Annotated in this window: 21 protein-coding genes, 1 rRNA gene and 4 pseudogenes; 17 read left to right on the forward strand and 9 right to left on the reverse strand. The window is 34.1% G+C overall.

The features are described from left to right. The 5 genes from OPS21_RS02040 to OPS21_RS02060 form a co-directional block, all read right to left on the reverse strand. Positions 1-204: a tail protein X gene (locus OPS21_RS02040; protein ID WP_264336808.1), complete on the reverse strand. Its 204-nt coding sequence runs from the start codon at positions 202-204 to the stop codon at positions 1-3. Next, entirely contained in the window at positions 185-610 is a 426-nt protein-coding gene (locus OPS21_RS02045; protein ID WP_264336809.1) for a phage tail protein, read from the reverse strand. Before OPS21_RS02045 ends, OPS21_RS02040 begins: the two co-directional genes overlap by 20 nt. A 3-nt stretch (positions 611-613) precedes the next feature. Then, positions 614-2,785 (reverse strand): phage tail tape measure protein, encoded by a 2,172-nt coding sequence (locus tag OPS21_RS02050; RefSeq protein WP_265027690.1) that lies wholly within the window; start codon positions 2,783-2,785, stop codon positions 614-616. 112 nt (positions 2,786-2,897) lie between these two features. Further along, a complete protein-coding gene (locus tag OPS21_RS02055; protein WP_265027691.1) occupies positions 2,898-3,149 on the reverse strand; it encodes a phage tail assembly protein in 252 nt (83 codons plus the stop codon). A 16-nt stretch (positions 3,150-3,165) separates the two neighbouring features. Beyond that, entirely contained in the window at positions 3,166-3,654 is a 489-nt protein-coding gene (locus OPS21_RS02060; protein WP_320110183.1) for a phage major tail tube protein, read from the reverse strand. Between the two features lie 79 nt (positions 3,655-3,733). Between OPS21_RS02060 and OPS21_RS02065 the strand changes: the two are divergent. The 3 genes and pseudogenes from OPS21_RS02065 to OPS21_RS02075 all read left to right on the forward strand — a co-directional run bounded on the left by OPS21_RS02065 (position 3,734) and on the right by OPS21_RS02075 (position 6,596). Beyond that, positions 3,734-4,833 (forward strand): annotated as a pseudogene (locus tag OPS21_RS02065) (IS3 family transposase). Positions 4,834-4,965: 132 nt separating this feature from the next. Beyond that, the gene (proS, locus tag OPS21_RS02070; RefSeq protein WP_264336811.1) at positions 4,966-6,225 is read left to right on the forward strand and encodes a proline--tRNA ligase; all 1,260 of its coding nucleotides are present in this window, start codon (positions 4,966-4,968) and stop codon (positions 6,223-6,225) included. Next, complete coding sequence (locus OPS21_RS02075) at positions 6,222-6,596, forward strand: holo-[acyl-carrier-protein] synthase (protein WP_007302804.1); 375 nt, start codon at positions 6,222-6,224, stop codon at positions 6,594-6,596. The genes proS and OPS21_RS02075 overlap by 4 nt, the downstream gene beginning before the upstream one ends. A gap of 52 nt (positions 6,597-6,648) precedes the next feature. Here OPS21_RS02075 and OPS21_RS02080 read toward each other — a convergent pair whose 3' ends face one another. The 3 genes and pseudogenes from OPS21_RS02080 to OPS21_RS07970 form a co-directional block, all read right to left on the reverse strand. Next, positions 6,649-7,383 carry a hypothetical protein gene (locus OPS21_RS02080; RefSeq protein WP_006013937.1) on the reverse strand — a complete coding sequence of 245 codons (735 nt, stop codon included), beginning with the start codon at positions 7,381-7,383 and terminating at the stop codon, positions 6,649-6,651. A gap of 58 nt (positions 7,384-7,441) precedes the next feature. Beyond that, positions 7,442-7,831: a phage tail tube protein gene (locus OPS21_RS02085; RefSeq protein WP_007302803.1), complete on the reverse strand. Its 390-nt coding sequence runs from the start codon at positions 7,829-7,831 to the stop codon at positions 7,442-7,444. Continuing rightward, a pseudogene (locus OPS21_RS07970) lies at positions 7,806-8,203 on the reverse strand (DUF3168 domain-containing protein). The gene OPS21_RS02085 and the pseudogene OPS21_RS07970 overlap by 26 nt, the downstream one beginning before the upstream one ends. A gap of 523 nt (positions 8,204-8,726) precedes the next feature. Here OPS21_RS07970 and OPS21_RS02095 point away from each other — a divergent pair. Both OPS21_RS02095 and OPS21_RS02100 read left to right on the forward strand, forming a co-directional pair. Beyond that, positions 8,727-9,826 (forward strand): annotated as a pseudogene (locus tag OPS21_RS02095) (IS3 family transposase). Positions 9,827-9,938: 112 nt separating this feature from the next. Further along, positions 9,939-10,877 (forward strand): annotated as a pseudogene (locus OPS21_RS02100) (IS4 family transposase); the annotation flags it as partial. 662 nt (positions 10,878-11,539) lie between these two features. Here the strand turns inward: OPS21_RS02100 and OPS21_RS02105 are convergent. After that, entirely contained in the window at positions 11,540-12,157 is a 618-nt protein-coding gene (locus OPS21_RS02105) for a hypothetical protein (RefSeq protein WP_264336813.1), read from the reverse strand. A 153-nt stretch (positions 12,158-12,310) separates the two neighbouring features. On the opposite strand from OPS21_RS02105, the gene OPS21_RS02110 reads away from it, so the two are divergent. The 12 genes from OPS21_RS02110 to OPS21_RS02165 all read left to right on the forward strand — a co-directional run bounded on the left by OPS21_RS02110 (position 12,311) and on the right by OPS21_RS02165 (position 24,748). Continuing rightward, a 16S ribosomal RNA gene (locus OPS21_RS02110) occupies positions 12,311-13,814 on the forward strand. A gap of 102 nt (positions 13,815-13,916) precedes the next feature. Further along, the gene (gene sdhC, locus OPS21_RS02115; protein WP_264336814.1) at positions 13,917-14,294 is read left to right on the forward strand and encodes a succinate dehydrogenase, cytochrome b556 subunit; all 378 of its coding nucleotides are present in this window, start codon (positions 13,917-13,919) and stop codon (positions 14,292-14,294) included. Then, a complete protein-coding gene (sdhD, locus tag OPS21_RS02120; protein ID WP_264336815.1) occupies positions 14,291-14,647 on the forward strand; it encodes a succinate dehydrogenase, hydrophobic membrane anchor protein in 357 nt (118 codons plus the stop codon). Before sdhC ends, sdhD begins: the two co-directional genes overlap by 4 nt. Positions 14,648-14,723: 76 nt before the next feature. Beyond that, complete coding sequence (locus OPS21_RS02125) at positions 14,724-15,971, forward strand: hypothetical protein (RefSeq protein ID WP_264336816.1); 1,248 nt, start codon at positions 14,724-14,726, stop codon at positions 15,969-15,971. A gap of 109 nt (positions 15,972-16,080) precedes the next feature. Then, on the forward strand, positions 16,081-17,382 hold the full coding sequence (locus OPS21_RS02130; protein ID WP_265027692.1) for a sugar phosphate nucleotidyltransferase: 1,302 nt from the start codon (positions 16,081-16,083) through the stop codon (positions 17,380-17,382). Positions 17,383-17,498: 116 nt separating this feature from the next. After that, positions 17,499-18,728 carry a lipoprotein-releasing ABC transporter permease subunit gene (locus OPS21_RS02135; protein WP_264336818.1) on the forward strand — a complete coding sequence of 410 codons (1,230 nt, stop codon included), beginning with the start codon at positions 17,499-17,501 and terminating at the stop codon, positions 18,726-18,728. Beyond that, positions 18,721-19,452: a hypothetical protein gene (locus OPS21_RS02140; RefSeq protein ID WP_264336819.1), complete on the forward strand. Its 732-nt coding sequence runs from the start codon at positions 18,721-18,723 to the stop codon at positions 19,450-19,452. Before OPS21_RS02135 ends, OPS21_RS02140 begins: the two co-directional genes overlap by 8 nt. Continuing rightward, entirely contained in the window at positions 19,449-20,669 is a 1,221-nt protein-coding gene (locus tag OPS21_RS02145; RefSeq protein WP_010404310.1) for a tetratricopeptide repeat protein, read from the forward strand. Before OPS21_RS02140 ends, OPS21_RS02145 begins: the two co-directional genes overlap by 4 nt. Positions 20,670-20,835: 166 nt before the next feature. Further along, a complete protein-coding gene (atpG, locus tag OPS21_RS02150; RefSeq protein ID WP_264336820.1) occupies positions 20,836-21,708 on the forward strand; it encodes an ATP synthase F1 subunit gamma in 873 nt (290 codons plus the stop codon). An 18-nt stretch (positions 21,709-21,726) separates the two neighbouring features. Next, entirely contained in the window at positions 21,727-23,061 is a 1,335-nt protein-coding gene (locus OPS21_RS02155) for a TldD/PmbA family protein (RefSeq protein WP_264336821.1), read from the forward strand. Positions 23,062-23,235: 174 nt separating this feature from the next. Next, positions 23,236-23,487, forward strand: a complete 252-nt coding sequence (locus OPS21_RS02160; RefSeq protein WP_264336822.1) for a cold-shock protein — start codon at positions 23,236-23,238, stop codon at positions 23,485-23,487. A 34-nt stretch (positions 23,488-23,521) separates the two neighbouring features. Then, complete coding sequence (locus tag OPS21_RS02165) at positions 23,522-24,748, forward strand: DEAD/DEAH box helicase (protein WP_010404320.1); 1,227 nt, start codon at positions 23,522-23,524, stop codon at positions 24,746-24,748. The last annotated feature ends 122 nt before the right edge of the window (positions 24,749-24,870 follow it).

Genomic DNA, 24,870 nt, shown 5'->3' on the forward strand with positions numbered 1-24,870 from the left:
TCAATCCCATAGTTTCACTACTTGCTTTTGTGTTTCTTTTTGAATAACAGGAAGTTTAATAATTAATCCTGCAGGAAGAAGCTCGTACTCTGCAAGCCCAGAGTTAGCTTTTAACACAACCTCAATTGCTCCAGAGCTAGATCCATAGTGTTTCCAACAAATAAAATCCAACATGTCATTTTCTTTAGTCTTGTAGTACATCATTGTCAGTTACAGTAAAGTCAGTAGTGCTATTTCGTGATGATAAATTGCTATCTAGTAATACGTTATCATAACGTTTTAAACTTAAATGAAACTCAATCTTTCTTGGTTCACCATTTGGAAAAAAATATTTCTGCGTTTCTTCTATTTTCACAATAACAAAATGGCCTAAAATGTTACCTTGGCCATCAATAAGTAAAAGAGGTTTCGATGAATTTCGCATATTATTTATTTGCTTCAGCCCTCCTGAATAGATTACTCCTGCAAGCTCAACAATGTCCTCTCCAGGACCAATACTTTGAAGCAATGGCTTTTCCCCAATACGCTCAAGTGCAGGCCAGCGATATTCACTTCTGCGTATAAAGCCTTGCTCAATTAATGAAAATCTATATGGACCAAGAGATAACATAATTTAATTTATATCGTAAAGTGCGCCACTAAATTGCTCTCTAATTCGCTCCATTACTTCATCAGCAATGCTACGTGTATCTTGCCCAGGGGTTGAATGAATATTAATACTGAAGTGATTATTTTGAGTTTTATTCTCTATAGCTTTACTGTGTGCCGCAATGGGGTACTTAAGAGAATCACTTATAACGTTATTTACAGACTTAACTTCTAGTTTAGACTCATTCCTTTTATTCCACAGATTACTGATTGTTCTAAAGGGCTGAGTAATATTATTCCAAAATTTTCCTACCCAATCAGAAAAAGATTTCCATACAATTTTCACTGATTCCCAGATAGTAACAAAAAAGTTCTTTACCACTTGCCATTTGGTAATTATCAAAGTTGCAGCAACAGCAAGACCGCCAATAACGAGTCCCATAGGATTACTCATTAAAGCAATTGTCAATGCTTTAAATCCAGCAATAATTGCTGGAAAAACTGCAGAAAGACCTATTTTTACTAAAGTAATAACAGATCCAAACATTCTCCAAGTAGACAAAAAAGCGAATAAGGAACCTTTTACAAAAGTCCAAGCATAGCCAAGAGATATAGCTGCTATTTTAATGCTAATCAACGCTGTAATCGTGCTCATGATTACTGTGGTCAGCACTCTATACTCCTTAGCAAACAGCGCTACCTTTGTAGTTGCTGACTTCAAAAGATTAACAGTAAAATTTAAAGGTGGTAATAATACCGTACCAAGATTCATACCCAATTCTGCTATTGAGTTCTTAAGTAACTGAAGATTATTTGCTGTAGTATTTGCTCTATTTTCAAACTCTCTTTGCATTGAGCCATGATATTCTTCGTTTATTAATCGCAAAGATTTTCTATATTCATCTAGACTACCAGTAAGTAGCGCTATATCATCCTGATATTCAAGACCAAAGAGGTCAAAGAGAACGCTAGAACGTTCTTGCTTATCTAATTTTGCAACTGTTTCTAAAAACTTAAGTAATGTACCTTGTGCATTCTTACCGATTGCTTTCTCAAACTCCTGAGCATTTATTTTTAGCACTTGAAACGCTTTTTGAAAATTGCCACCTTGTTTACTCGCTGTTTGCAACTTGCTGAGCATTGCATTAATCGCCGTACCTGCTTTTTCAGGAGTTTTGCCAAGACTAATGAAGCTACTTGCTAAAGCTCCTGCTTCCACTGCAGTTAAGCCAAATTGCCTTGCTGTACCACCAATCCTGTTTAGCGTTGGAACAATGTCCTGAACCTTTGCCGCAGTGTTATCAGAGATATGGTTTATCGCATCGCCAACGCTTTTCATTTCACCAATTTTAATTTGATAAATATTAGAAAGTTTAGCAATAGCGTCGCCTGCTTCTTCTGCTGACATATCAAATGCAGTTGCCATTTTGGCCACAGTGTCTGTAAAGATTGTAAGATCTTTAGCTGCAATACCAAGCTGACCACCACTTGCAGTAATTTGTGCAAGTTCTGCTGCAGATAGCGGAATTGTCCGTGACATTTCCTTTAATGTTTCACCAAGCTTTGTTAAACCATTTACATCTGTATCTTCAAACTTTACAACTTTCTTTACATCAGCCATGGCACTCTCAAAACTAATTGCAGCCTTAAGTGGTGCTGCAAGGGTGAGGCCAAGTGCCACGGTATCCATGATTTGAGCTCTAAAATTTGCTCTTTGCGCTAAAACTCCCTTACGTTTTTGCATTACGGAATTTAAAGCTGTATAGTTATTTTTAAGCTTTTGAGTAGAAGAGCCAAGTTTAGCTTGGTCTCCAATAAGAGATTTTATATCTCTACCACTTTTACTGAACTCCGTGCGTAAATGGTGGAGAGCACTTCTTTTTTGTAAATAAGCTGTTTTAGCTTTCAGTGCTGCAGTTTTAGACCTTGTAAACTCGTTTTGCAGGCTCTTACTTGGTGCTCCTGTATTTTTTATCTGCTGGGCAAGAGATTTTGTTTTTATTTCTAGTTCATTCCAAGAACGCCTAGCAAGCAGAGCATCGTGGCTTAATTGTTTAAACTTGGATACTGATTTACTTGATGATTCAAGTTGTTTTATCGTACTACCAATACGAGAAAGTTGCTTCGTGCTACCTGCTATCGTACTATTAAAACTGCTTTGCAGTGTTGCTCCAATTACTATAGAAATTGCCTTCATTTGTATAATTTTCCGCTACTTTCAAACCAAGTAATAAATTCTTCAATATCCATATCAAGCCACTGATTGATTCCACCACCAACCATTGAGCTAAGTGATAATATGCTCAGCCTCAATTCTTCTGCTGAGACAAAAAACCTTGTAACACTTCTTGAATCTTACTGTAGTCTGCCAAATCAAGTTCTTCTACTGCTTCTCTTGAAATACTTGCAAGATTTGCAATCAGTGCTACTTCTTTCTCTGCATCGCTATTACCCATACGTTCAACAGCTAAACGGTCTCGAACTTTTGGGCGACGTAGAGTTAGCTCTGAAACTAAAGTTCCATCGATTTTTATTGGTTCAGTTAATTTAATTTTTTGCATTATTTTACCTCTTTATTTAAATTCCTAGAGCTATGCGCATAGAAGTCATTTGATCAACACCATCGATTTTGCGAATCATGTTTTCTGCATCAATTTCAATCAATTCTCTGCCATCAATAGTAAGCTTATAATAGTTGGCAGCAATTATACATTTTAGTGTCGCTTTTTCAGCAGGTTTCCAGCTACCAAAATCAAGTTCTTTAAAGAGCCCTCTTAAGTTAATTACTACTGATTCGGCATCACTACTTCCCTGCAAACCTCCTCTTAAAGTAAGAGAGACAGCATTATTATTTATCAATCCAAAAAGTCTAAAGAGCTCAGAGTCATATTCAGAAAAAGTGAAATCTGCTTCGAGCTTTTCCATACCAATATCAATGCTGACTGGTATATCCATTCCACCTGCGCGATATTCTTCAGTTTTTATCGCAAGTTTTGGTAGGCTAATTTCATCGATACGACCAGCATAACCTCGACCATCAACAAATACGTTAAAATTCTTTAAAATCTTTGGTAACTATAATGCACCCCATAAACTAGACCAAAAAAAATGGTTGATCCGAGTAGGAAGGTAAAGGGGTAAAAGTATGGCAACAAAAAAATATGAACCAGAGTTAAAAGCAAAGATAGCTTTGGAAGCAATAAAAAATCAAAAAAGCACATCTGAGATATGTAGTGAATATAAAATACCATCAACAAATCTATATGATTGGCGTGATAGAGTATTGGCAAGGTTAAAAGACCTATTTGTTGAAGAAAGTGAAAGTGCGAGAAAACAAAGAATCTTAGCGCAAGAAATAGAAAGTTTACATAAAGTAATAGGAGAATTGACAGTGGAAAATAGTTATTTGAAAAAAAAATTACTGAAATAAGCAAAAAAGATAGAGTAAGGTTTATAGAAAAAGATTCTGATCTATCAATTAGGAAACAGGCTGATTTACTGGGGATTTGCAGATCTAGCCTATATTATAGGCATATAATTAATAACGAAAGTGAAATTTGATTCAAGAAGTATATTTGGCTTCTGATTGCCGTTATGGATATCGTAAAATTACTGCTGAAATCATAGCGAGTGGAGTAGTAGTCAATCACAAAAAAATCTTAAGAATTATGAAAAAAATGAAGATTAGTGGGCTGTATTGTAGAAAAAGATGTAATACAAGTATTAAAGAAAAAAAGCATAAAATATATCCTTATTTACTCAAAGATTTGATTATTTGTAGAGTTAATCAGGTATGGGCTACTATATATTATGGTAGAAGGTAAGTTTGTCTATTTTGTGGCAATAATGGACTTGTATAGTCGCTATATTATTGCTCATTCATTATCACCATATCTCGATGCTGGATTTTGCCTTTATACTCTCAAAGAAGCTCTAAAACAAGGTAAACCTGAGATTTTTAATAGTGATCAAGGAGTGCAGTTTACTAGCTACAACTTTATTATGGAATTAGAGCGTGCTAATATTAAAATTAGTATGGATCATAAAGGACGTTGCTTCGACAATATATTTGTTGAGCGTTTATGGAGAACTTTAAAGCAAGAAGCTATATATTATTATAGACCAAATAGTATCAGAGATTTGAATCTTATAATAAACGATTTTGTTGGTTGGTATAACTATAAAAGGCGACATCAGACTCTACATTATAAAGTTCCTGCTGATCTTTATTATCATAAACAGTAAATGAATATATTGATAAATACTTTAAATGTGTGTCGACGTATTTATCAACATATTCATTTTAAAAATCGGATCACTTTGAAAAAAATGGTCTAGACAAATGGGTGCATTATATAGTACAATCAGATTTATCAAATGCGTTTATCTCAATATTACCTGCCAACTTTAAAAGAAACCCCGGCTGGTGCTGAAATTATTTCTCATCAATATTTGTTACGTGCGGGCTTAATCAAGCAGACAGCATCTGGAATTTATTCTTGGCTGCCGCTTGGTCTTTTGGTACTTAAAAATATTGAAAATATTATCAGAGATGAAATTGGTGCGATTGAAGTGTTAATGCCTTGTGTGCAGCCAGCAAGTCTTTGGCGAGAGTCAGGACGTTACGATGATTACGGCAAAGAAATGCTACGTATTAAAGATAGGCATGAAAGCGATATGCTTTTTGGTCCAACACATGAGGAGGTGGTAACTGATTTGATTAGAAATACGGTAAAAAGTTACAAAGATTTACCACTTTGTTTATATCAAATTCAGTGGAAGTTTCGTGACGAAGTAAGACCTCGTTATGGCGTTATGAGAGGCAGGGAATTTCTGATGAAGGATGCATACAGTTTTGATGTAGATTACGAAGGTGCACTGAATTCATATAATTTGATGTATAAAACTTACATAAAAATCTTCAAACGCATGGGACTTACTCCAATTGGAGTGAGGGCAGATACAGGACCAATTGGAGGAAATTTAAGTCATGAATTTCATATATTGGCAAACACCGGTGAGAGCACTCTATATTATGACAATAAACTTTTTGAATTACTAGAAAGCGAAGATATTGAAAGCCTGAAGAGCATATATGCAGTTGCAGACGATATGCATGATCCTGAAAGTTGTCCTATACCGCAAGAACAGTTAAATGTTAGCAAGGGTATTGAAATAGGGCATATTTTTTATTTTGGTGATAAATATTCGAAACCTATGAAGGCAAGTGTTACTTCTCAAGATGGAAAAAATGTTAACATGCATATGGGTTCGTATGGTATTGGAGTTTCAAGGCTTGTTGGCGCAATAATAGAAGCTTTCCATGATGATAAAGGAATTATCTGGCCAGAGGCAGTAGCTCCTTTTAAAGTTGGTTTGATCAATTTACAAACAAAAGTAACGGAGGCTGCAGATAAAATATACAAAGCTTTGAAAAGCGATGAAGTGCTTTATGATGATACGGACGAAAGTGTAGGAGTGAAATTTGCCAGAATGGATCTGATAGGCTTGCCATGGCAAATAATTATTGGAAAGAAAGCAGTAAGTGAAAATATAGTTGAAGTAAAAAATAGAGCAACTGGCAAGGTAGAGGAAATACAAGTTGAAGAAGCAATAAATCGCTTTAGCACAAAATGATATACGGTATTGGCACTGACATAGTATATATACCCAGAATATTGAGAATATCACAAAAATACGGGGAAAAATTTCTCAATAAAGTCTATACTAAGAAGGAGATAGAGATAAGCAAAAAATATAATAGCCAAGAAGTAAGGGCAAAATATTTTGCTAAACGCTTTGCTGCAAAGGAAGCTTTTGTTAAAGCGCTAGGCACTGGATTCAGCCAAGGAATTATAATGAAAGATATAGAAATATACAGTAATATCAGGGGAAAACCACATCTTGCTATCACAAAGGATTTCATCTCGAAAGACTACAAGATACACCTTTCTCTAAGTGATGATCAAGATTATGCTACTGCGTTTGTTGTAATTTGCGTTGAGTAGATATTGTTTAGTACATACGATTTCAAAAATTTTTTTGAAATTATACTTTGACCTACACAGATCGACCTTTCTGTGAATCCTGGTTTCTGCTTTCTTCAACTTGTTTTGCAAAAGACGTCTCTTGTGTGTTCATATGTTGAAGTGGTTTAGCAATTTCGCGCACAACAGCAGCAACTGCAGTTAAAAACGCCTTGAACAATCCACCTAAAACTCCACCAACTGCTTCTCTACCGTACATACGAGCTTGCTTTTCATTGTCATCAGCAGTTTCCCCTGCCCTCCTTCGTGGATCCATTCTATGAGCAATAACTGAAAACAACACCCCCCTAATTGAAGACTTCACTCGTGCTTTTGCCTTCTGAACATCCCCATCACTTGCTACTTCATGTTTTTCCCTACTATTCATTAGCTCCTTTTGTTGTTGAAAACTTAAGATCTCTTCCATCAGTTGTTTCTTTCTCTTTTCCAGAACTCTTTTCTTGGACTCTGATTTATCGCGAGTGTGTTTTGTGGTTTCAAGTTCTACATCAATATCCTCAGATGCTGCTTGGCTATATAAGGTTTCTATGAGCCTATCTATACTTCGCTTTACTTGCATAGTCCTTTCGTAACTATCTAAATTATCAACTCCTTCATCAATTTGACTTAAAATATCCTCGAAAGGTTTTAAATACTCTTTAAATTGCTCTTCGAGCTGATTTTCATTCTTCAAATTCCTTTCTCTTCTGTCATCGCTATTCTCTTCAACATTATCATCACCTTCTTCGAAAAGATCCTCATCGTTCATAATTTTTTTTAATTTATTCCTACTTATTATTATTGTATATGAAAAAATTAAATTAACACTAATGAAAAGTGTTCACAACTTCAGCACTGGCTAAAACTACAGTGAAGCTGTCAAAAGTGGCAGGATCATAATATCTCTCATACAATTCAACCGAACACCTGAGTTTTATCTTCTCCTTAGCATTAAAACTAATCTCATAATCATTATTAGAGTTTAACATTGCAGAATTACGCAATAATTCATCAGCCAATACTGAATTTAAAATGCCATTAATTTTTATTGTAATCTTTCTACTTCCAGCACAATCAAGCACTTTTCTCCAGCCAAAAGAGGAAATATCTTTCATCTCCTCTTTGTTATTACGCAAAGTAAACCTTAAGTTTCGTATATTATTCAGCACAACAAAATTATTGTCATGACCTTTAATTTTCAGCTGTAATTTGCTCATCGCTACCTCCTTGTATTAAAATATCAAAATTAATTGTTGAATGTAAAACTTCATCATGCTGATTCATAGCACAACTACTTTCTAAAATGGTCTCACTACTAATGCTCTTTACCACCAAGCTAACGTGCTTTATAGCGGCAAGCATACTGCCTATATAGTATATATGTCACATGAAAATCTTACTTTTGTAGCAAAGTTAGATAGCATATGCAGGTTAACATAATTTACTATGCGCAATCTCAGATAAGGAATAGTAACCTGCTTAGGCAGGTAATCATAGATGTTAGTAACATATTTCTTTAAATCAGAGTTTGCTTTTAATGCTGCATAAATACTATTATACAACTCATTTATAATTTGAATTTTTTCCATCTCACAGATACGGTTACGAAGATTGCAATTTGCAGGTACAACAGATGGTATCATCCTAGTGCTTACTGTACGAACATTATCTGTCAAGAAGATGTCATCCCATCCCCAGACACTGGTTCACTTTATAATGATGTCGTTCCAGTAGCTCTTTCTTGTCATCCCAGTGCTTGACACTGGGATCCAGGAATTTTATTAAGTTGGTAAGCATAAAAGTAGCCGTTTTATGTTAAAATACAACGTTTTGATGATCCTGAAAAAACTGGATCCCAGTGTCAAGCACTGGGATGACACCTTCCTTTATGGAATTAAGTTACAATGTTTTTACAGTAAGCGCTGGAATGACACCTTCCCTTATGGAATTAAGTTACAATTTTTGTACAGTAAGCACTGGAATCCAGTTTTCTTAACCAAAAACACTTCATTCTATAATGCAAAACCCATACTCACAAAACCTATAATGCACCCCATAAACTAGACCAAAAAAAAATGGTTGATCCGAGTAGGAAGGTAAAGGGGTAAAAGTATGGCAACAAAAAAATATGAACCAGAGTTAAAAGCAAAGATAGCTTTGGAAGCAATAAAAAATCAAAAAAGCACATCTGAGATATGTAGTGAATATAAAATACCATCAACAAATCTATATGATTGGCGTGATAGAGTATTGGCAAGGTTAAAAGACCTATTTGTTGAAGAAAGTGAAAGTGCGAGAAAACAAAGAATCTTAGCGCAAGAAATAGAAAGTTTACATAAAGTAATAGGAGAATTGACAGTGGAAAATAGTTATTTGAAAAAAAAATTACTGAAATAAGCAAAAAAGATAGAGTAAGGTTTATAGAAAAAGATTCTGATCTATCAATTAGGAAACAGGCTGATTTACTGGGGATTTGCAGATCTAGCCTATATTATAGGCATATAATTAATAACGAAAGTGAAATTTGATTCAAGAAGTATATTTGGCTTCTGATTGCCGTTATGGATATCGTAAAATTACTGCTGAAATCATAGCGAGTGGAGTAGTAGTCAATCACAAAAAAATCTTAAGAATTATGAAAAAAATGAAGATTAGTGGGCTGTATTGTAGAAAAAGATGTAATACAAGTATTAAAGAAAAAAAGCATAAAATATATCCTTATTTACTCAAAGATTTGATTATTTGTAGAGTTAATCAGGTATGGGCTACTATATATTATGGTAGAAGGTAAGTTTGTCTATTTTGTGGCAATAATGGACTTGTATAGTCGCTATATTATTGCTCATTCATTATCACCATATCTCGATGCTGGATTTTGCCTTTATACTCTCAAAGAAGCTCTAAAACAAGGTAAACCTGAGATTTTTAATAGTGATCAAGGAGTGCAGTTTACTAGCTACAACTTTATTATGGAATTAGAGCGTGCTAATATTAAAATTAGTATGGATCATAAAGGACGTTGCTTCGACAATATATTTGTTGAGCGTTTATGGAGAACTTTAAAGCAAGAAGCTATATATTATTATAGACCAAATAGTATCAGAGATTTGAATCTTATAATAAACGATTTTGTTGGTTGGTATAACTATAAAAGGCGACATCAGACTCTACATTATAAAGTTCCTGCTGATCTTTATTATCATAAACAGTAAATGAATATATTGATAAATACTTTAAATGTGTGTCGACGTATTTATCAACATATTCATTTTAAAAATCGGATCACTTTGAAAAAAATGGTCTAGACAAATGGGTGCATTATAGATTCTGCCAAAGAGCGACAAAATAATAGGTGAGTTTGGCTCAAGAGCAGTATGGAATGGAATCCAGAGATTTGAAGACTATACAAGTGCAACCTTTGAAGTTTGCTACGATGTGCTAAATAATATTGCAATAAAATCTGTGCTAAGTAGAGGTGACAGCTATGAGGTTGATTTAGCAATCGGTATGCTTGAATCCATAAAATCAGACGATTTGTTAATCTGTGATAGAGGATACGTATCTTATCGATTTCTTGCTGAGCTTACAGGAAGGAAAATCAATTATATAATTCGCTGTTCAAGTTCGTCTTTCAATGAAATAAACGCTATGTTTAAGCCGGAAAGCCCATCTAGTACGGTGGTAGTGTCTACCGCACCTATTAAAGTAGCAAGACAGCTACGAAAGCTAGGATTACCTGATGAGATGAAATTCAGGTTAGTCAAAATAATACTTTCTTCTGGCGAAGTTGAAGTGTTAGTAACATCTCTGTTAGATGAGAAACGTTTTACAGTTGAAGAGTTTGAGAGATTATATTACTTGCGCTGGGGAGTAGAAACATTTTTTTCTAGGCTGAAGGGAAGATTAAATTTAGAGAATTTCACAGGAAAAAGTATTGAAACTATCAAGCAGGATTTTTGGTCAACTATCTTCATCAGTAATCTAGAAAGTATCATGATAGAAGATGATGAAGAGACATTGAGCGCACAGAATAGTAAACTAAAAAAAAGCATCAATAAATCTGTCTCATTTAATGCGATTAAAAACTTAGCCTTTGATATTTTTTCTACAGAGTCAGACATAGACTGCATTATGGATCGACTATCACAGTTATTTTTGATGAACACTTTAGTGGTGAGAAAAGGGAGAAGAGTTGATCGTCATAAGATATCTGATATTCGTTCACTCAACTACCAGAAAAGAGCTAGAAAACATGTGTTTTAAATTCAAGATATCTTTTCAGTATCATTGCATTAGTACATTCTTTGCAAAATAACCTGCAATTATTACTTTTTTAAATAACTTGCACTTTTCAGACTCCCTTTTCTTAAAAATTCACCCTAGTATTTACCATAATTATCAATCACTTCAAATTTTTTGTCCAATCTTAACTTCTCTTTCCCTTAACTTAATGGCAGTGGGAACAAAGTAATCTAAAACATAGAGAAAATACGACGGTGCTTGATACGTAGCTGTTGCGATTTTATTCTCTTTTTGTCATTCTAATACTAGAATGATATTCTACTAGTGAAGTTTATTCTTTGATATATTAACTATAAATATAGAGAAGTCTTATTAAATAAAAAAGGTAAAAGAACCTCTGAGTAGTAAAGTTTTGACTCTATATTACTGTAAGTGGTGCTGTAATAATGTTCTAACAAGCGTGACTTGGCTGAGTATAGAAAAAATTTAAAAAAACCGCTATAATTTTACGTAATCTACCAATAAACACCTAAGTTTTTACTGGATTTTGTGATTGATTCTGCAGGTCAAAAACAAATTTTGAGTCATAACTACTTTTAGTGCTATAATAAAATAGAGAGGCTTGTCAAGTAAAGCTCTTTATTTCATCGGATGCGCTGCCAAATTGTTATGCAAGCAAGTTTTTAGTTTTCGTATACTAGAAGTAATTCTTGTGCATTGGCCTTGATTAGAGTAGGACATTCTCTATCATTTAATAATGAATGCAATATTTCAATTGCACCTTTAATGTCGTTATTATGTATCTTTACTACAGCGATAGCTTCTTGGCTTGAATAAGGGTACACTGCACTTGATTCTAAATTATCAATTTTATCTTTATTTATTTTTTCATCGTTGGAGTGAAGTAAGCTCATTACCTCTAAGTATTGTGCTAACTCACGCAAAACATTAGGAGCATCTTTATCATCTGCCAAATCATTATAAATAATAGATGCTATGTCTGTTGGCATTGAATCTGAGATATGATTGAATGCGTGTTCAAAATTTGCTAAATATCCCCAGTTTGAATCTATTTCTTCTAGCAGCGGCTTACTATCTTTTTTTAAGAATAATACTTCGTAAAATTTGTCACCTGCAGTTATAGATTGTTTTTTGTTATCAATGTTGCGCAATAAGTATAATGTGATGCCAACTAACATTGGTGCGAGTGCAAGCAGAAAGATGTATTTTTTCATGGTAATATTCCAAATAGTTATATATTTATACATTAATGCTTTTGATTTGCAAAAACATATTGACATAGTGATTATATCACATAATAATATTCTCAAAGTTGTTTGAATAGTTGGAGATTAAAATATTTCTAAAGTAGAAATAAAGACAGCAGTATTAAGCTAAATTATTTTTTGTCGGATTTATCCGATGTACCCTCAACCTTTTATAGGTTGAAGTCTAAATTTGAGAGTTTGATCCTGGCTCAGAATGAACGCTGGCGGCAGGCCTAACACATGCAAGTCGAACGGAGTTATATTATAGCTTGCTATGGTATAACTTAGTGGCAGACGGGTGAGTAATGTATAGGAATCTACCTAGTAGTACGGAATAATTGTTGGAAACGGCAACTAATACCGTATACGCCCTACGGGGGAAAAATTTATTGCTATTAGATGAGCCTATATTAGATTAGCTAGTTGGTGGAGTAATAGCCTACCAAGGCAATGATCTATAGCTGATCTGAGAGGATGATCAGCCACACTGGAACTGAGATACGGTCCAGACTTCTACGGGAGGCAGCAGTGGGGAATATTGGACAATGGGCGAAAGCCTGATCCAGCCATGTCGCATGAGTGAAGAAGGCCTTTGGGTTGTAAAGCTCTTTTAGTGAGGAAGATAATGACGGTACTCACAGAAGAAGTCCTGGCTAACTCCGTGCCAGCAGCCGCGGTAATACGGAGAGGGCTAGCGTTATTCGGAATTATTGGGCGTAAAGGGCGCGTAGGCTGATTAATAAGTTAAAAGTGAAATCCCGAGGCTTAACCTTGGAATTGCTTTTAAAACTATTAATCTAGAGATTGAAAGAGGATAGAGGAATTCCTGATGTAGAGGTAAAATTCGTAAATATTAGGAGGAACACCAGTGGCGAAGGCGTCTATCTGGTTCAAATCTGACGCTGAGGCGCGAAGGCGTGGGGAGCAAACAGGATTAGATACCCTGGTAGTCCACGCTGTAAACGATGAATGTTAAATATGGGAAGTTTACTTTCTGTATTACAGCTAACGCGTTAAACATTCCGCCTGGGGACTACGGTCGCAAGATTAAAACTCAAAGGAATTGACGGGGACCCGCACAAGCGGTGGAGCATGTGGTTTAATTCGATGCAACGCGAAAAACCTTACCACTTCTTGACATGGAAATCATACCTATTCGAAGGGATAGGGTCGGTTCGGCCGGATTTTACACAGGTGTTGCATGGCTGTCGTCAGCTCGTGTCGTGAGATGTTGGGTTAAGTCCCGCAACGAGCGCAACCCTCATCCTTAGTTGCCATCAGGTAATGCTGAGCACTTTAAGGAAACTCCCAGTGATAAGCTGGAGGAAGATGGGGATGATGTCAAGTCATCATGGCCTTTATGAAGTGGGCTACACACGTGCTACAATGGTGTCTACAATGGGCTGCAAGGTGCGCAAGCCTAAGCTAATCCCTAAAAGACATCTCAGTTCGGATTGTACTCTGCAACTCGAGTGCATGAAGTTGGAATCGCTAGTAATCGTGGATCAGCATGCCACGGTGAATACGTTCTCGGGTCTTGTACACACTGCCCGTCACGCCATGGGAATTGGTTTCACTCGAAGCTAATGGCCTAACCGCAAGGAAGGAGTTATTTAAAGTGGGATCAGTGACTGGGGTGAAGTCGTAACAAGGTAGCAGTAGGGGAATCTGCAGCTGGATTACCTCCTTAGGCTTTGTACGTAATTCACCATTTCAAATAATAGTGTCATTATGTACTATACTGCTGTCTTTACTTCTACTTTATTTTTTAATTTCTCGATAACGAAACTTTATGAGTAATAGGCCTCTTTCTCCACATTTACAAATATATAAAGTACAAGTTACTAGTTTTTTTTCTATTATGCATAGATTGACTGGTATCTTGCTATTTCTTTTATTAATCATACTTTCTTGGTACTTTATATTATATGTTTACTCCCCTAAGTTAGTTGTAGTAAGGTGCTTAAATGTATTATTGTTCACTCCCCTTGCTAAATTAGCTTATATCTTATGCTTTATAAGCTTTATGTATCATTTTCTTAATGGTATTCGTCATTTACTGTGGGATGCTGGGCTTAATTTAGAAATTGCTAGTGTTTCAAAAAGTGCTATGTTAGTAACAATAATGCTATTTCTTTCTACTATGGCTTTTTTATTTATGTGTATATGAGTCAATCTGTAAATTCAGTACATCATTGGTGGATCCAGCGTGTTTCTGCGGTAATTTTACTGTTCCTGTTTCCTTGGTTTATCTATTCGTTTTCTTGCACATTTTATACTGATAGTTCTTTGTCTTTTAGTGAGAAATTTATTAATTATCCACTAGAGCTTTTGTTTTTTGTTATACTGGTGTTTTGCATTTTTTGGCATGCAGTTCTTGGAATGCAGGTGGTGTGTGAAGATTATATAGACAGCGTACCTCTAAGAATTTTTACAATTACATGCATAAAATACTTATCAAGCATTACTTATATAGTCCTTGCTTTTACGACTTTTTTCTTTTATAGGCATATTTTCTTGTAAAATTGTTAGTTCTGTGTTAATATATTATTAGTTTACTAATTTTATTATTGAACTATAGCAATTTTGGTTTGACAACATGTTCAGAGTGTTAAAAAAAGGAGTAGCAGATTTTACGCTTAAAGCAAAAGGTTTATTTGCTTCATCTGAATCTCAAGTTTATGTCAAAGACCTTAGAAAGGTAATGATATATGAGGATGGACGAAAGTGTCAATATCCAAAAAATTATGATCAGATTGTAGATTCTGGGAGAGTTGTAAAAAAAAATGACAAGCTTGTAAAAGATAAAGACGGAAATCCAGAGTACCAGCTTATATATAATGAATACAAATTTGATCTAGCCTTGGTTAAGGAAATTGATAAAAAATCTTACTTTACTATTGACTTTTTAGTTAGTAAAGGTAGGCGTGAGGTTAATGATTATAGTAAATTTTATAAGCCATTTAAGTTTTCAAAAATAGATCTTGAAAAACACTTGCCGGTCTTTGAGGTTGATACTAAGTTACTTAGATTAACTAATTCTTCTTTTCTTGCTAAAAAAGGTTGCTTCATCAATGATGACACGGGAGAAGTTGATGAGAAAGATAGAGATGAAAAAGGAAGAAATGGAAAATTACTATACGCTAGTGATTACAAGAAGCTAAGCACCCATTTTTCAGAAATTAGAGATCAGGATGGTAATCTAGAGCTAGATAAAAGTCTTATATCTGTTCCTATTGTTTTTGCTGCGGGTTTAGCTAAAATTTGTGCTAGAATGCTGACTTTTATTCCTATTAAATTAGGAGAGAATTTGATAGCTAGAAAAAATCGAGTTGCAAAATCTTTTGGCTATCTTTTGTTCACCCCTGCAATGGCAGTAAAAAATTTAGTGAATATGGGAGCTACCATACTTAAGGCTCCAATTTTATTGTTTGTAGCAAATGAGAAAAAGTATGGTGATGCTTATCTTACTATGTGGAAACACCAATTGAAAGAATGTTGGAAAGAAGTAAAAAGCGACTTTAATGTTGTTACAAATGGGGAAAGGCCAAAGCCGAAGCAGAAGGATCATAAGCCACTTAGCATAGCGGGTACATGGAAAGAGCTTAACGCTAGAAAATCAGATATTGAAAAAAACTTAGAGAAGGGGTTGAGCAAAAATAGTGAAAGTATAGATAAATCTAGAGAACTAGGTTTTGGAGAAAGCTTAAAGGAAAAGTTGCAAAACAAAACTGATGAAAAAGTAACTGCAGCCGTTAATCAAAAAAGCAACACTCCTTATATTGATAGAGAGATAGAAAGAAGACAAGACTCATCACGAAATGTAGGGACTCCATCACGCTCGTAGTCAACCATCACTTTAAATTACTTTTTACTTTAATCATCTCACAATAAAAACTTGCATGCATTTTGCCGTTAGTATAAGATATTAATCAAATAATTAATATCTTAATTAAATGCGCCCTGTAATACTGTGTGGTGGTAGTGGCAGCAGACTTTGGCCTCTATCTAAGCCAAAGCAATTTCAGAAAATATTTAGTCAGAATACTATGTTTCACAACACTTTGTTGAGGCTAAAAGGCGATTATATGCCACCCATCATTACCACAAATATACAATATGAGTCATTATTGATGCAGGAATTACATGCATTACAGGAATGTAAAGTAGTTTTTGAACCAGTTAAAATTGGGACAGCGGCAGCAATACTAATTGCTGTGCTTCTCTGCGATAGGAACGAGACAATCTTATTTCTGCCTTCAGACCATTTTATAGGTGATTTGAATAGTTTTTATGTTTCTATTGAGAAAGCGTCTAAGCTAGCCTCTGAAACTGACTCTATAGTCACTTTTGGGATAAAGCCTCATGAATTCAATTCGGAATACGGCTATATAAATGCAGTATATGGTCAGAAAGAAAAATGTCATATAGTAAAAGATTTTACAGAAAAACCCGAGCGTAAGGTAAGTAACGATCATTATTGGAACTCTGGAATATTTGTGTTTAGAGCAAAACGCTATATAGATGAGATAAAAAAAATTGCTCCGACTCTCTATAATTTATGTTGTGAAAGTATGAAGCATTTTGTACCACGAGAGAGATTTCTGTATTTAGAACAGCAAAATTGTGCAGGAATGGGTGATACATCTATTGATCACCTAGTGATAGAAAAAGCAGAAAATATTGCAATGGTAGAAGCTAATTTTGATTGGATGGATATTGGTACTTGGAGTTCAGTTTTAGAACTGAGTAAGAGATTTAGTGAGAATTTAGTTTCATTTCAGCATGTAACAAAAGGAAGAGAGCCAGTTTTGATGACAGAAAATGATGAAAAGATTTTATTAGGTAGAGTTTATAAACGGCAAAATAAGAGCCTAATGTTGTTCATTAATAAAGTTAAAGAAGCAAAGCCAACAAGGAAAGAGATTAAGCCATGGGGATTTTATAGTGTGATTTTAATGGGTAAGGATTTTCTTATAAAATACCTTTTTATAAATCCACTGAGCTGCACTTCTAAGCAATTTCACCACTATAGAGATGAGTACCATATAATACTATCAGGGGTTGGATGTGTGAGTTTAGATGACAAAACATATGCTATAACAAAAAATCATGTAGTAGAGATTCCAAGGAAGGTGTTTCATAAAATTGAGAATAAAAGTACAAGATTTCCTCTTGAGATAGTTGAGTTTCAGGTAGGAAAGTTTTTATCTGATAATGATATAGTAAGATTGGACGATATATATGGAAGGTCTTAATATAGAATATTGAATATATTCTATAAGCTTGCTAAATTTAGACAACCTAATTTGAGGTAAAGGAAAAATTACAGTTATATGAAGCATAAAAAGTATGATATTTAAATCTTAGTATAATGTCTATTGCCTTTGAATTTACTATGGCTATTCGCTATTTGCGAGCAAAGAATTCTAGATTTTGCTCTATAATGGCCTTGTTTTCTATTATTGGTATTGCTCTTGGAGTTGCAACGCTAATAGTAGTAATGTCTGTAATGAATGGGTTCAGAGCAAAGCTGCTCGACTCTGTACTTGGCATTAATGGCCATATTAATGTTTACTTTGATAGAAGCATAAATTCAGATTACCACGCAGTGTTAAAATCTATTGAGAAAATCCCAGGTGTATTAAAAGCTACTTCTATGACCAATGATCAAGTGATCGTTGCAGCAAATGGTGGAATTGTGGGTAGCGTAGTCCGTGGTGTGTCAACTAAAGACTTACTTAATAATACTACCGTTAAGAATAATGTAATTATGGGTAACGTGGAAAAATTCGATGAAGGTATCATAATAGGGGCAAGATTAGCAGAAGCTTTGAATATTGATTATGGTGATAACATTATGCTTATATCACCTGAAGGATTTGACTCACTGTCTGGTGAAATACCAAAAATGAAAGAATATAAAGTTGTAGCAATATTTGATATGGGTATGTTTGAGTATGATAATACCTTGATGTACATGCCCATGAAATCAGCACAGGCTTTTTTTAATTATAAAGATAGTATAAGAAATATAGAAGTATTCGTAGACGATATTGCTGCAGCTAATAAGCTAGCAAGTGCTATAGCAAAAGAAACAGGAATGAAAGCTGAGAGTTGGCAATCTCAGCAAAGTCATTATGTTAATGCTTTAAAAACTGAAAGAAATGTGATGTTTTTAATTCTTACTTTAATTATAGTTGTAGCAGCATTCAATATTGTTTCAAGTTTGATGATGATAGTGCAAGAAAAGAAATCTGCAATTGCAATTATGCGTACATTTGGTGCAACAAGTGGAAGCATTATGCGCATATTTTGTGCTTGTGGATTGCTCATTGGTTTTACAGGAACTTGTCTTGGCTCTATTATAGGGGTTGTTTTTTCTCTCAATATTGAAAATATTAGAGTGTTTTTAGAAAACATTACCAACATCAAGCTATTTGATCCTATGATATACTTTTTTTCAAGTTTGCCAGTGATATTAGTTTCTCAAGATGTAGTGAACATTTCTGCACTTGCATTGTTCTTGTCATTTTTAGCAACAATTCCTCCTGCATTGCAGGCAGCTGCACAAGACCCAGCGGAGATATTACGTTATGAATGATACTCGAAAAAAATGCATAGGTTGGTTCTTAATTATATTGTTATTTGTTAGCCATATTGCAATAAATAACATAATATTTTTCAAAATAAATCAGCAAGAAAGTGAAAATAGTATAAATGGTTTAACGGAAAAGATGGATGAACTTAGAGTATTGCTTGAAGTGAATCAATCTAGGGTAGAGAAAAGGATATTTGACTTAAAGAGAAATCTGCACACTCAATGTGAGCAAGGTGATGGTAGTTTAAGGCATAAGAACCTCGCAAAGTTGCTGCTACTTGTGATTAAGATGAAGAATTCGTTATTGCGAGAAGCCAAGTTTGATAATCATATAAATTCAATAAAGCCTTTGATATCAGAGCTTGACGATCCAGAAATAGAAAATGCAGTAAATGAACTGGAAAATTTGAAAGAAGTAGATACTTTACACGAGTTAAAATTATCTTTTGAGAAGAATATTACTGTTATTAACTACAATAAAAGTACATTGTTAAAAAAAATCATTTCAAATTGGATAAAAATAGATAATCAAAATGACCCACTTAAGGTAAAATTTGCAGAAATTGAAGAATCAATAAGCGATAATGATTGGCAAAGCATAGCCACCGCAATAAGTGACTTAACATACCCAGAATTCAAACCATGGCTTAATAAATTGAATGATTTTATTGTAGCTTTCAAGAATACTTCAATAATATATCGTCACTTATTACAATACATCTCATGATTTATTTTATAATTTTTGCTTTTTCGTTTTTATTTGGCATATGGATCAAGGTAAGTGGTGAAGTAATAAAATTGGAATTAGGCAATTACACTATAAGTATTGATCTATATTTCGTTATTCTTGCTTGCGTAGTCTTATTATTTTTATTGATTGCAGTTGCACGTTTTTGTTCTTCTATTTCATCAACATTTGCTAACATAAAAAATAGAAGAAGAAGTAGGGAAGAATTGCTTCTCTTTGAAGCTTTCTTTAGCTTAGACTTAGGTAATATAGAGAACACCAATAAGCTAATTAAAAATCTAAATGAAGAAAGTGATAAATTATCTTTAGTAAAGCTCTTTAATTCAGGTAAAACGGGAAATTACAGCTTTTTCAGCCATAATTTAACGAGTATTGCAAGTAAAAATCGCAACTTAGCTCTACTTCTGATCAATAAACTGATTATTCACCTAAAGCAAGAAAGGTTAGTCTTTCAAAAATTTATAGAATATTGCTCTAGTTCAATTAATGATAAAATTTTGTCTATTCCCTTTCAAATAGAGCATTGTATATTGCAAGAAGATTGGATAAATGCAATTTCAAAGTTAAAGGAAGCTATCAAATTCAATATTTTTCTTCCCTTTGATCGTAAAAAGATGTTAGCGGTTTTTTATTGCGCTTTAGCAAAGCAATACGAAAGTAAAGGAAGTTTTTACAAAGCTATAGATTATTTAGCTAAAGCACAAAGTTATTATGCAACTTTTCAGCCCATCAATTATTTAAAGGCAGAATTATATATCAAGCTTGAAAAAATCAGAAAAGCTTCCACAGTATTAGAGGAAGAGTATAGAGTAAATCCTACTCCTCAATCAGCTAGAATGTATATCAAGTTAAATAATAAAGGCGCTGAAAGACTATATAACTTACGCCCTGATTATTATTTTAGTTATTGCTTGCTTGCTTTGTCTTCAATTAGCTTAGGGAAATATGATCTTGCAAGTCAGCATTTAGATATTGCTATGAAAAAAGCTAATTACATATCAATCTACCTTGTTATGGTACAGCTCAAGATTATGTTGCAAGAGTATGATCAAGCAATTTATTGGTTAAACAGGATGGACTCAGAAGCTGTGCCTGATCCAGGTTGGAAATGTGCTGATTGTAATAAAGAGCTAAAGCAATGGGATTATAAGTGCTCAAGTTGCAATAGTCTTAATTGTATTTACCTTATATTATAAGACTCCATAAGGTGTGATACTTTTACATCGAGATTGCTTTAATATAATCTTTATCTCAAAACAGTAAATCTGTGAGTTTCTTAGTTAGGTTTGACTCCAATGTCAAAAAAACTTGTTTTTAGACATTACCAGTTATATATTTTAATAAATTAGAATTATATACAAAATGAAGAGCTTAAAGGAATTATCCTTAAGAATTAAAAATATTAAGTCTGTGCAGAAAACCACGAAAATAATGCAAATGGTTTCTGCAGCAAAATTATTACAAAGCCAAAAGAAATTATCAAATTCAAAATTGCATATATCTAAGCTGCATAGCATTATTTCTTCACTAGCGCTATCAGCGGATCAAGAGTTACTAGCAGGAATTCTAAATATCAATAATGAAGATTCTTTCCTAGTATTTATTATTGCATCTGATCGTGGTTTATGTGGCAGCTTTAACTCCTCTGTTGTTAAATTCAGTCAGGAGCATATAAACAAATTAATTGCAAATGATAAGAAAGTAGACATTGTTTTTTTTGGTAAGAAAGCTTTTGAGACAGGCAAAAATAGATTTAATTCTAAAAATATCTTGAAGGTTGAAAATAGTAAGGGAATCACACTAAAGCGTGTGGAAGCCTTGGTTAGTGATATAGATCTAAGTAAATACAATAAAGTTAAGGTTTTTTACAGTAAATTCTATAATACCTTCATGCAAAAGCCAATATTAGAAACAATAAAACCATGGAGTAAAGACTCATTATTAATTGATAATTCTGTAGTTAGTCCTCTAACAGATTACAGCTATGAGTATGAACCACAAAATATTGAGTTTATTTTAAAATCTTTGACTCAAGATTATGTTACAGCTGCTCTTTATTCTGCTTTACTTGAAAGTGCAGCAAGTGAAAATAGTGCTAGGATGGTTGCTATGGAATCAGCAAACAGAAATACAAAAGAAATGCTAAATAAACTAGCATTACTTTATAATCGTTCTCGTCAAGCAGCAATTACAACTGATTTGATTGAAGTTATAGGTGGTGCAGAATCTTTATAGAAACTCAAGGAATGAAAAATGAATATATTAAATATTGCAGCAGATATCACTAAACTAATAAAAAAGCAGAATCAAGACGCAGAAGTTACAATATATGAAACTAATAAGACCTCGGTTTCTCAGCGTCTATCAAAAATTGAACAAATATCACAATCTAGAAACTGTACTGTCGGAATTAGAGCTATAGCAGGTAAGAACAAAGCTGCGTATATTTCCACAAACGATTTGAATAATCTTAGTAGTGCAGTGAGCCAAGTGGTGGAAATGGCAAAGAATGCCCAGGAAGATCCTTATATTAGTTTTGCTGTAGATGGCAGTAATTATATCTCTTCTGCAGATTTAAATATCTCAGATAATAATGTTGTAACAATTGATAAATTAAAAGAAATTACTGAAGCTACAGAAAATTCAGCTCTTGCACATAAAAATATTATTAATTCCGAAGGAGCTTCATCTTCACATACTTCAGTAAATACAGTATTATCAACCGTTTCTGGTTTTGTTGGTTCATTTAGTAAGTCAACTTTTGTTAATCAGGTTTCTGTTGTTGCTGGAGAAAAGAGTGAAATGAAAATAGGCTACGATTACGATGTAGCATGCAACTTCAGTGATTTAAAAACACCGGAGTCAATAGGGAAAGAAGCAGCAAAAAGAGCAATAGATCAATTGGGTTCATGTACAATCAGGACAGGCAAATTTCCGGTTGTTTTTGAAAAAAGAGCAGCAAAAGAGCTAGTAAAGAGCTTTGCTTCTGCCATAAATGGTAGCAATATTGTAAGTAATAGCTCTTTTTTGAGAAATAGTTTAAATAATCAAATTTTTAATACTGAGATTAGCATTATTGATGACCCATTGTTACCAAGGGGTATAACATCAAGACCGTTTGACGGGGAAGGAATAATGAGCAGAAGAAATGAATTTGTAAAAAATGGAGTACTGCAAAACTGGATTTTAGATCTATATTCGGCTAGGAAATTAAACTTGGAAACGACCGCAAATGCAACTCGTGCAAGTAATGCTGCAATTATTCCTTCAGCTAGTAATTTCTATTTCAAAAATGGTAATAGATCGTTTAAGGAATTAATTGACGAAGTAAAAGAAGGAATATATGTAACTGATTTATTTGGTTTTGGTGTTAATTTAATCAATGGCGATTATAGTCAAGGTGCATGCGGATTTTTTATAGAAAATGGTAAAATAACGTATCCAATACACGAGATTACTGTTGCCGACAATTTGAAAAATATGTTTAGCAATTTAGTTGTTGCAAATGACCTAACTTTCTGTGGGCAGTTTAATTCACCAACGATTAAAGTTAGCGAAATGACAGTAGCAGGTTCACTTAGTGATTAAAAATTTTAGTTGCATTAAGTACAATAATTGTGTACTATTACTATGTAATGTTAAGAATAGACTATGGAGTATAGAAGTTTAGTTGCAGTAACTAAGCTTAAAGCATTCTAAATCGTAATTTCAAAGTTTTTCATCACATTAATAATATTAGTTAGTAGTTTAGGAGTTATCCATATGGAATTTGGTAATATAAAATGGTTTAATGTTGAAAAAGGCTATGGTTTCATCAAGCCAGAAGGTAAAGGTGAGGACGTTTTTTTACATGTTAGTACATTAGAACGTTCAGGAATAAGACCTGATGCACTTCGAGGAGAGGATAAAAAGAGAGGAATGAAAGGGGAAAGAGTAAGTTATGAGCTTAAAGAAGAGCGTGGTAGGAATGGAGAAGATAAAAAGTCTGCAATAAATTTAAGATTGGAAGATTAGTCTATCGTGAAGCTTTTTAATAGGGTAATGTATTGTGAGTAATTTTCATGAAATGGGGCTTCCAACTTTGCTTAGGCAAGCTCTAAGTAAAAATAATCTTTGTGTTCCAACCCCGATTCAGGTGCAAGCGATTCCTCTAGCTCTTCAGGGCAAAGATATTCTTGGGTCTGCTCAAACGGGAACTGGAAAAACCTTAGCGTTTGCTATTCCACTGGTTGCTAAATTGATGAATGAGCCAAGCATTGGTTCAGCTTTAGTCATCGTGCCAACCAGAGAGCTTGCTCATCAGGTAACAAGTGAGATAAGAAAACTCTTATCTCAAAGTTCTTTACTAAGAGTTGCTTTGTTGATCGGAGGCGAGCCTATTTTTAGGCAGCTAAATCAGCTTCAGAAAAAACCACAAATTATAATAGGTACTCCTGGTCGTATTATAGACCATATTGAGCGTAAAACTTTAGTTACTCGGAATGTTGGTATTCTTGTGCTTGATGAGACGGATCGTATGTTTGATATGGGCTTTGGAATTCAGATTGAAGAAATTATGAAGCATTTGCCTAAAATAAGGCAAAATCTTATGTTTTCTGCAACTCTTCCTGGAGAAATAGTAAAACTTACTGAAAAATATCTTAATCAACCAGAGCGTGTTTCTGTTGATTGCCAGGCTACAACTTCTGTAAAAATTAAACAAGAAGTTGTTTATGCATCAGAATCAGAAAAATATGGCAAGCTTGTTACACAATTATGTCAGCGCAAAGGATCGATCATTATTTTTGTTAAAACAAAGCGAGGAGCGGATCAGCTAGCTGACAAATTGCACAAAGATGACTATAGCGCTTTGGCAATTCATGGTGATTTAAGGCAGCACAAGCGTGAAAGAGTCATTGATTCTTTTCGTCGTGGCCGCAATCAAATCATGGTTGCAACAGATGTTGCTTCTCGCGGCCTTGATATTCCGCACATTCAACATGTTATCAATTATGATGTACCACAATCGCAAGCTGATTATGTTCATCGTATAGGTAGAACTGCACGTGCGGGAGCTGAAGGATTTGCATTATCTTTTGTTACACCTCAAGATAAGAGAAGACTGCCTGCACTAGCAGATAAAGAAGGAGAGCCAAATTTTGATTGTAGTATGCAATCTCAAAAACGTAACAGCAAAAAGATCTTTAAAAGGCCAAGTACGTTAAAGGCTAAATACGGTAGAAAAAAGATCAATGTATTTAAGAAGAAAAGCAGAGTACTAGAAAAAGCGTATTAATGTACTTAACTATTCTTCTATTCTTTAAAAGCTCCAGTAAACTTGCTGCAAAGTGAAGTGATTGGAGGATGGTAGAAAGAATATATAGCTAGCCCAAATTAGATTTACCTACAATTTGATAA

Source organism: Wolbachia endosymbiont (group B) of Chorthippus parallelus (assembly GCF_947251815.1).
GTDB lineage: Bacteria > Pseudomonadota > Alphaproteobacteria > Rickettsiales > Anaplasmataceae > Wolbachia.

Coding starts and splice junctions, on each gene's coding strand:
- OPS21_RS02040 (WP_264336808.1), bottom strand. CDS start 204: ATGATGTACTACAAGACTAAAGAAAATGACATGTTGGATTTTATTTGT.
- OPS21_RS02045 (WP_264336809.1), bottom strand. CDS start 610: ATGTTATCTCTTGGTCCATATAGATTTTCATTAATTGAGCAAGGCTTT.
- OPS21_RS02050 (WP_265027690.1), bottom strand. CDS start 2,785: ATGAAGGCAATTTCTATAGTAATTGGAGCAACACTGCAAAGCAGTTTT.
- OPS21_RS02055 (WP_265027691.1), bottom strand. CDS start 3,149: ATGCAAAAAATTAAATTAACTGAACCAATAAAAATCGATGGAACTTTA.
- proS (WP_264336811.1), top strand. CDS start 4,966: ATGCGTTTATCTCAATATTACCTGCCAACTTTAAAAGAAACCCCGGCT.
- OPS21_RS02075 (WP_007302804.1), top strand. CDS start 6,222: ATGATATACGGTATTGGCACTGACATAGTATATATACCCAGAATATTG.
- OPS21_RS02080 (WP_006013937.1), bottom strand. CDS start 7,383: ATGAACGATGAGGATCTTTTCGAAGAAGGTGATGATAATGTTGAAGAG.
- OPS21_RS02085 (WP_007302803.1), bottom strand. CDS start 7,831: ATGAGCAAATTACAGCTGAAAATTAAAGGTCATGACAATAATTTTGTT.
- OPS21_RS02105 (WP_264336813.1), bottom strand. CDS start 12,157: ATGTCAATATGTTTTTGCAAATCAAAAGCATTAATGTATAAATATATA.
- sdhC (WP_264336814.1), top strand. CDS start 13,917: ATGAGTAATAGGCCTCTTTCTCCACATTTACAAATATATAAAGTACAA.
- sdhD (WP_264336815.1), top strand. CDS start 14,291: ATGAGTCAATCTGTAAATTCAGTACATCATTGGTGGATCCAGCGTGTT.
- OPS21_RS02125 (WP_264336816.1), top strand. CDS start 14,724: ATGTTCAGAGTGTTAAAAAAAGGAGTAGCAGATTTTACGCTTAAAGCA.
- OPS21_RS02130 (WP_265027692.1), top strand. CDS start 16,081: ATGCGCCCTGTAATACTGTGTGGTGGTAGTGGCAGCAGACTTTGGCCT.
- OPS21_RS02135 (WP_264336818.1), top strand. CDS start 17,499: ATGTCTATTGCCTTTGAATTTACTATGGCTATTCGCTATTTGCGAGCA.
- OPS21_RS02140 (WP_264336819.1), top strand. CDS start 18,721: ATGAATGATACTCGAAAAAAATGCATAGGTTGGTTCTTAATTATATTG.
- OPS21_RS02145 (WP_010404310.1), top strand. CDS start 19,449: ATGATTTATTTTATAATTTTTGCTTTTTCGTTTTTATTTGGCATATGG.
- atpG (WP_264336820.1), top strand. CDS start 20,836: ATGAAGAGCTTAAAGGAATTATCCTTAAGAATTAAAAATATTAAGTCT.
- OPS21_RS02155 (WP_264336821.1), top strand. CDS start 21,727: ATGAATATATTAAATATTGCAGCAGATATCACTAAACTAATAAAAAAG.
- OPS21_RS02160 (WP_264336822.1), top strand. CDS start 23,236: ATGGAATTTGGTAATATAAAATGGTTTAATGTTGAAAAAGGCTATGGT.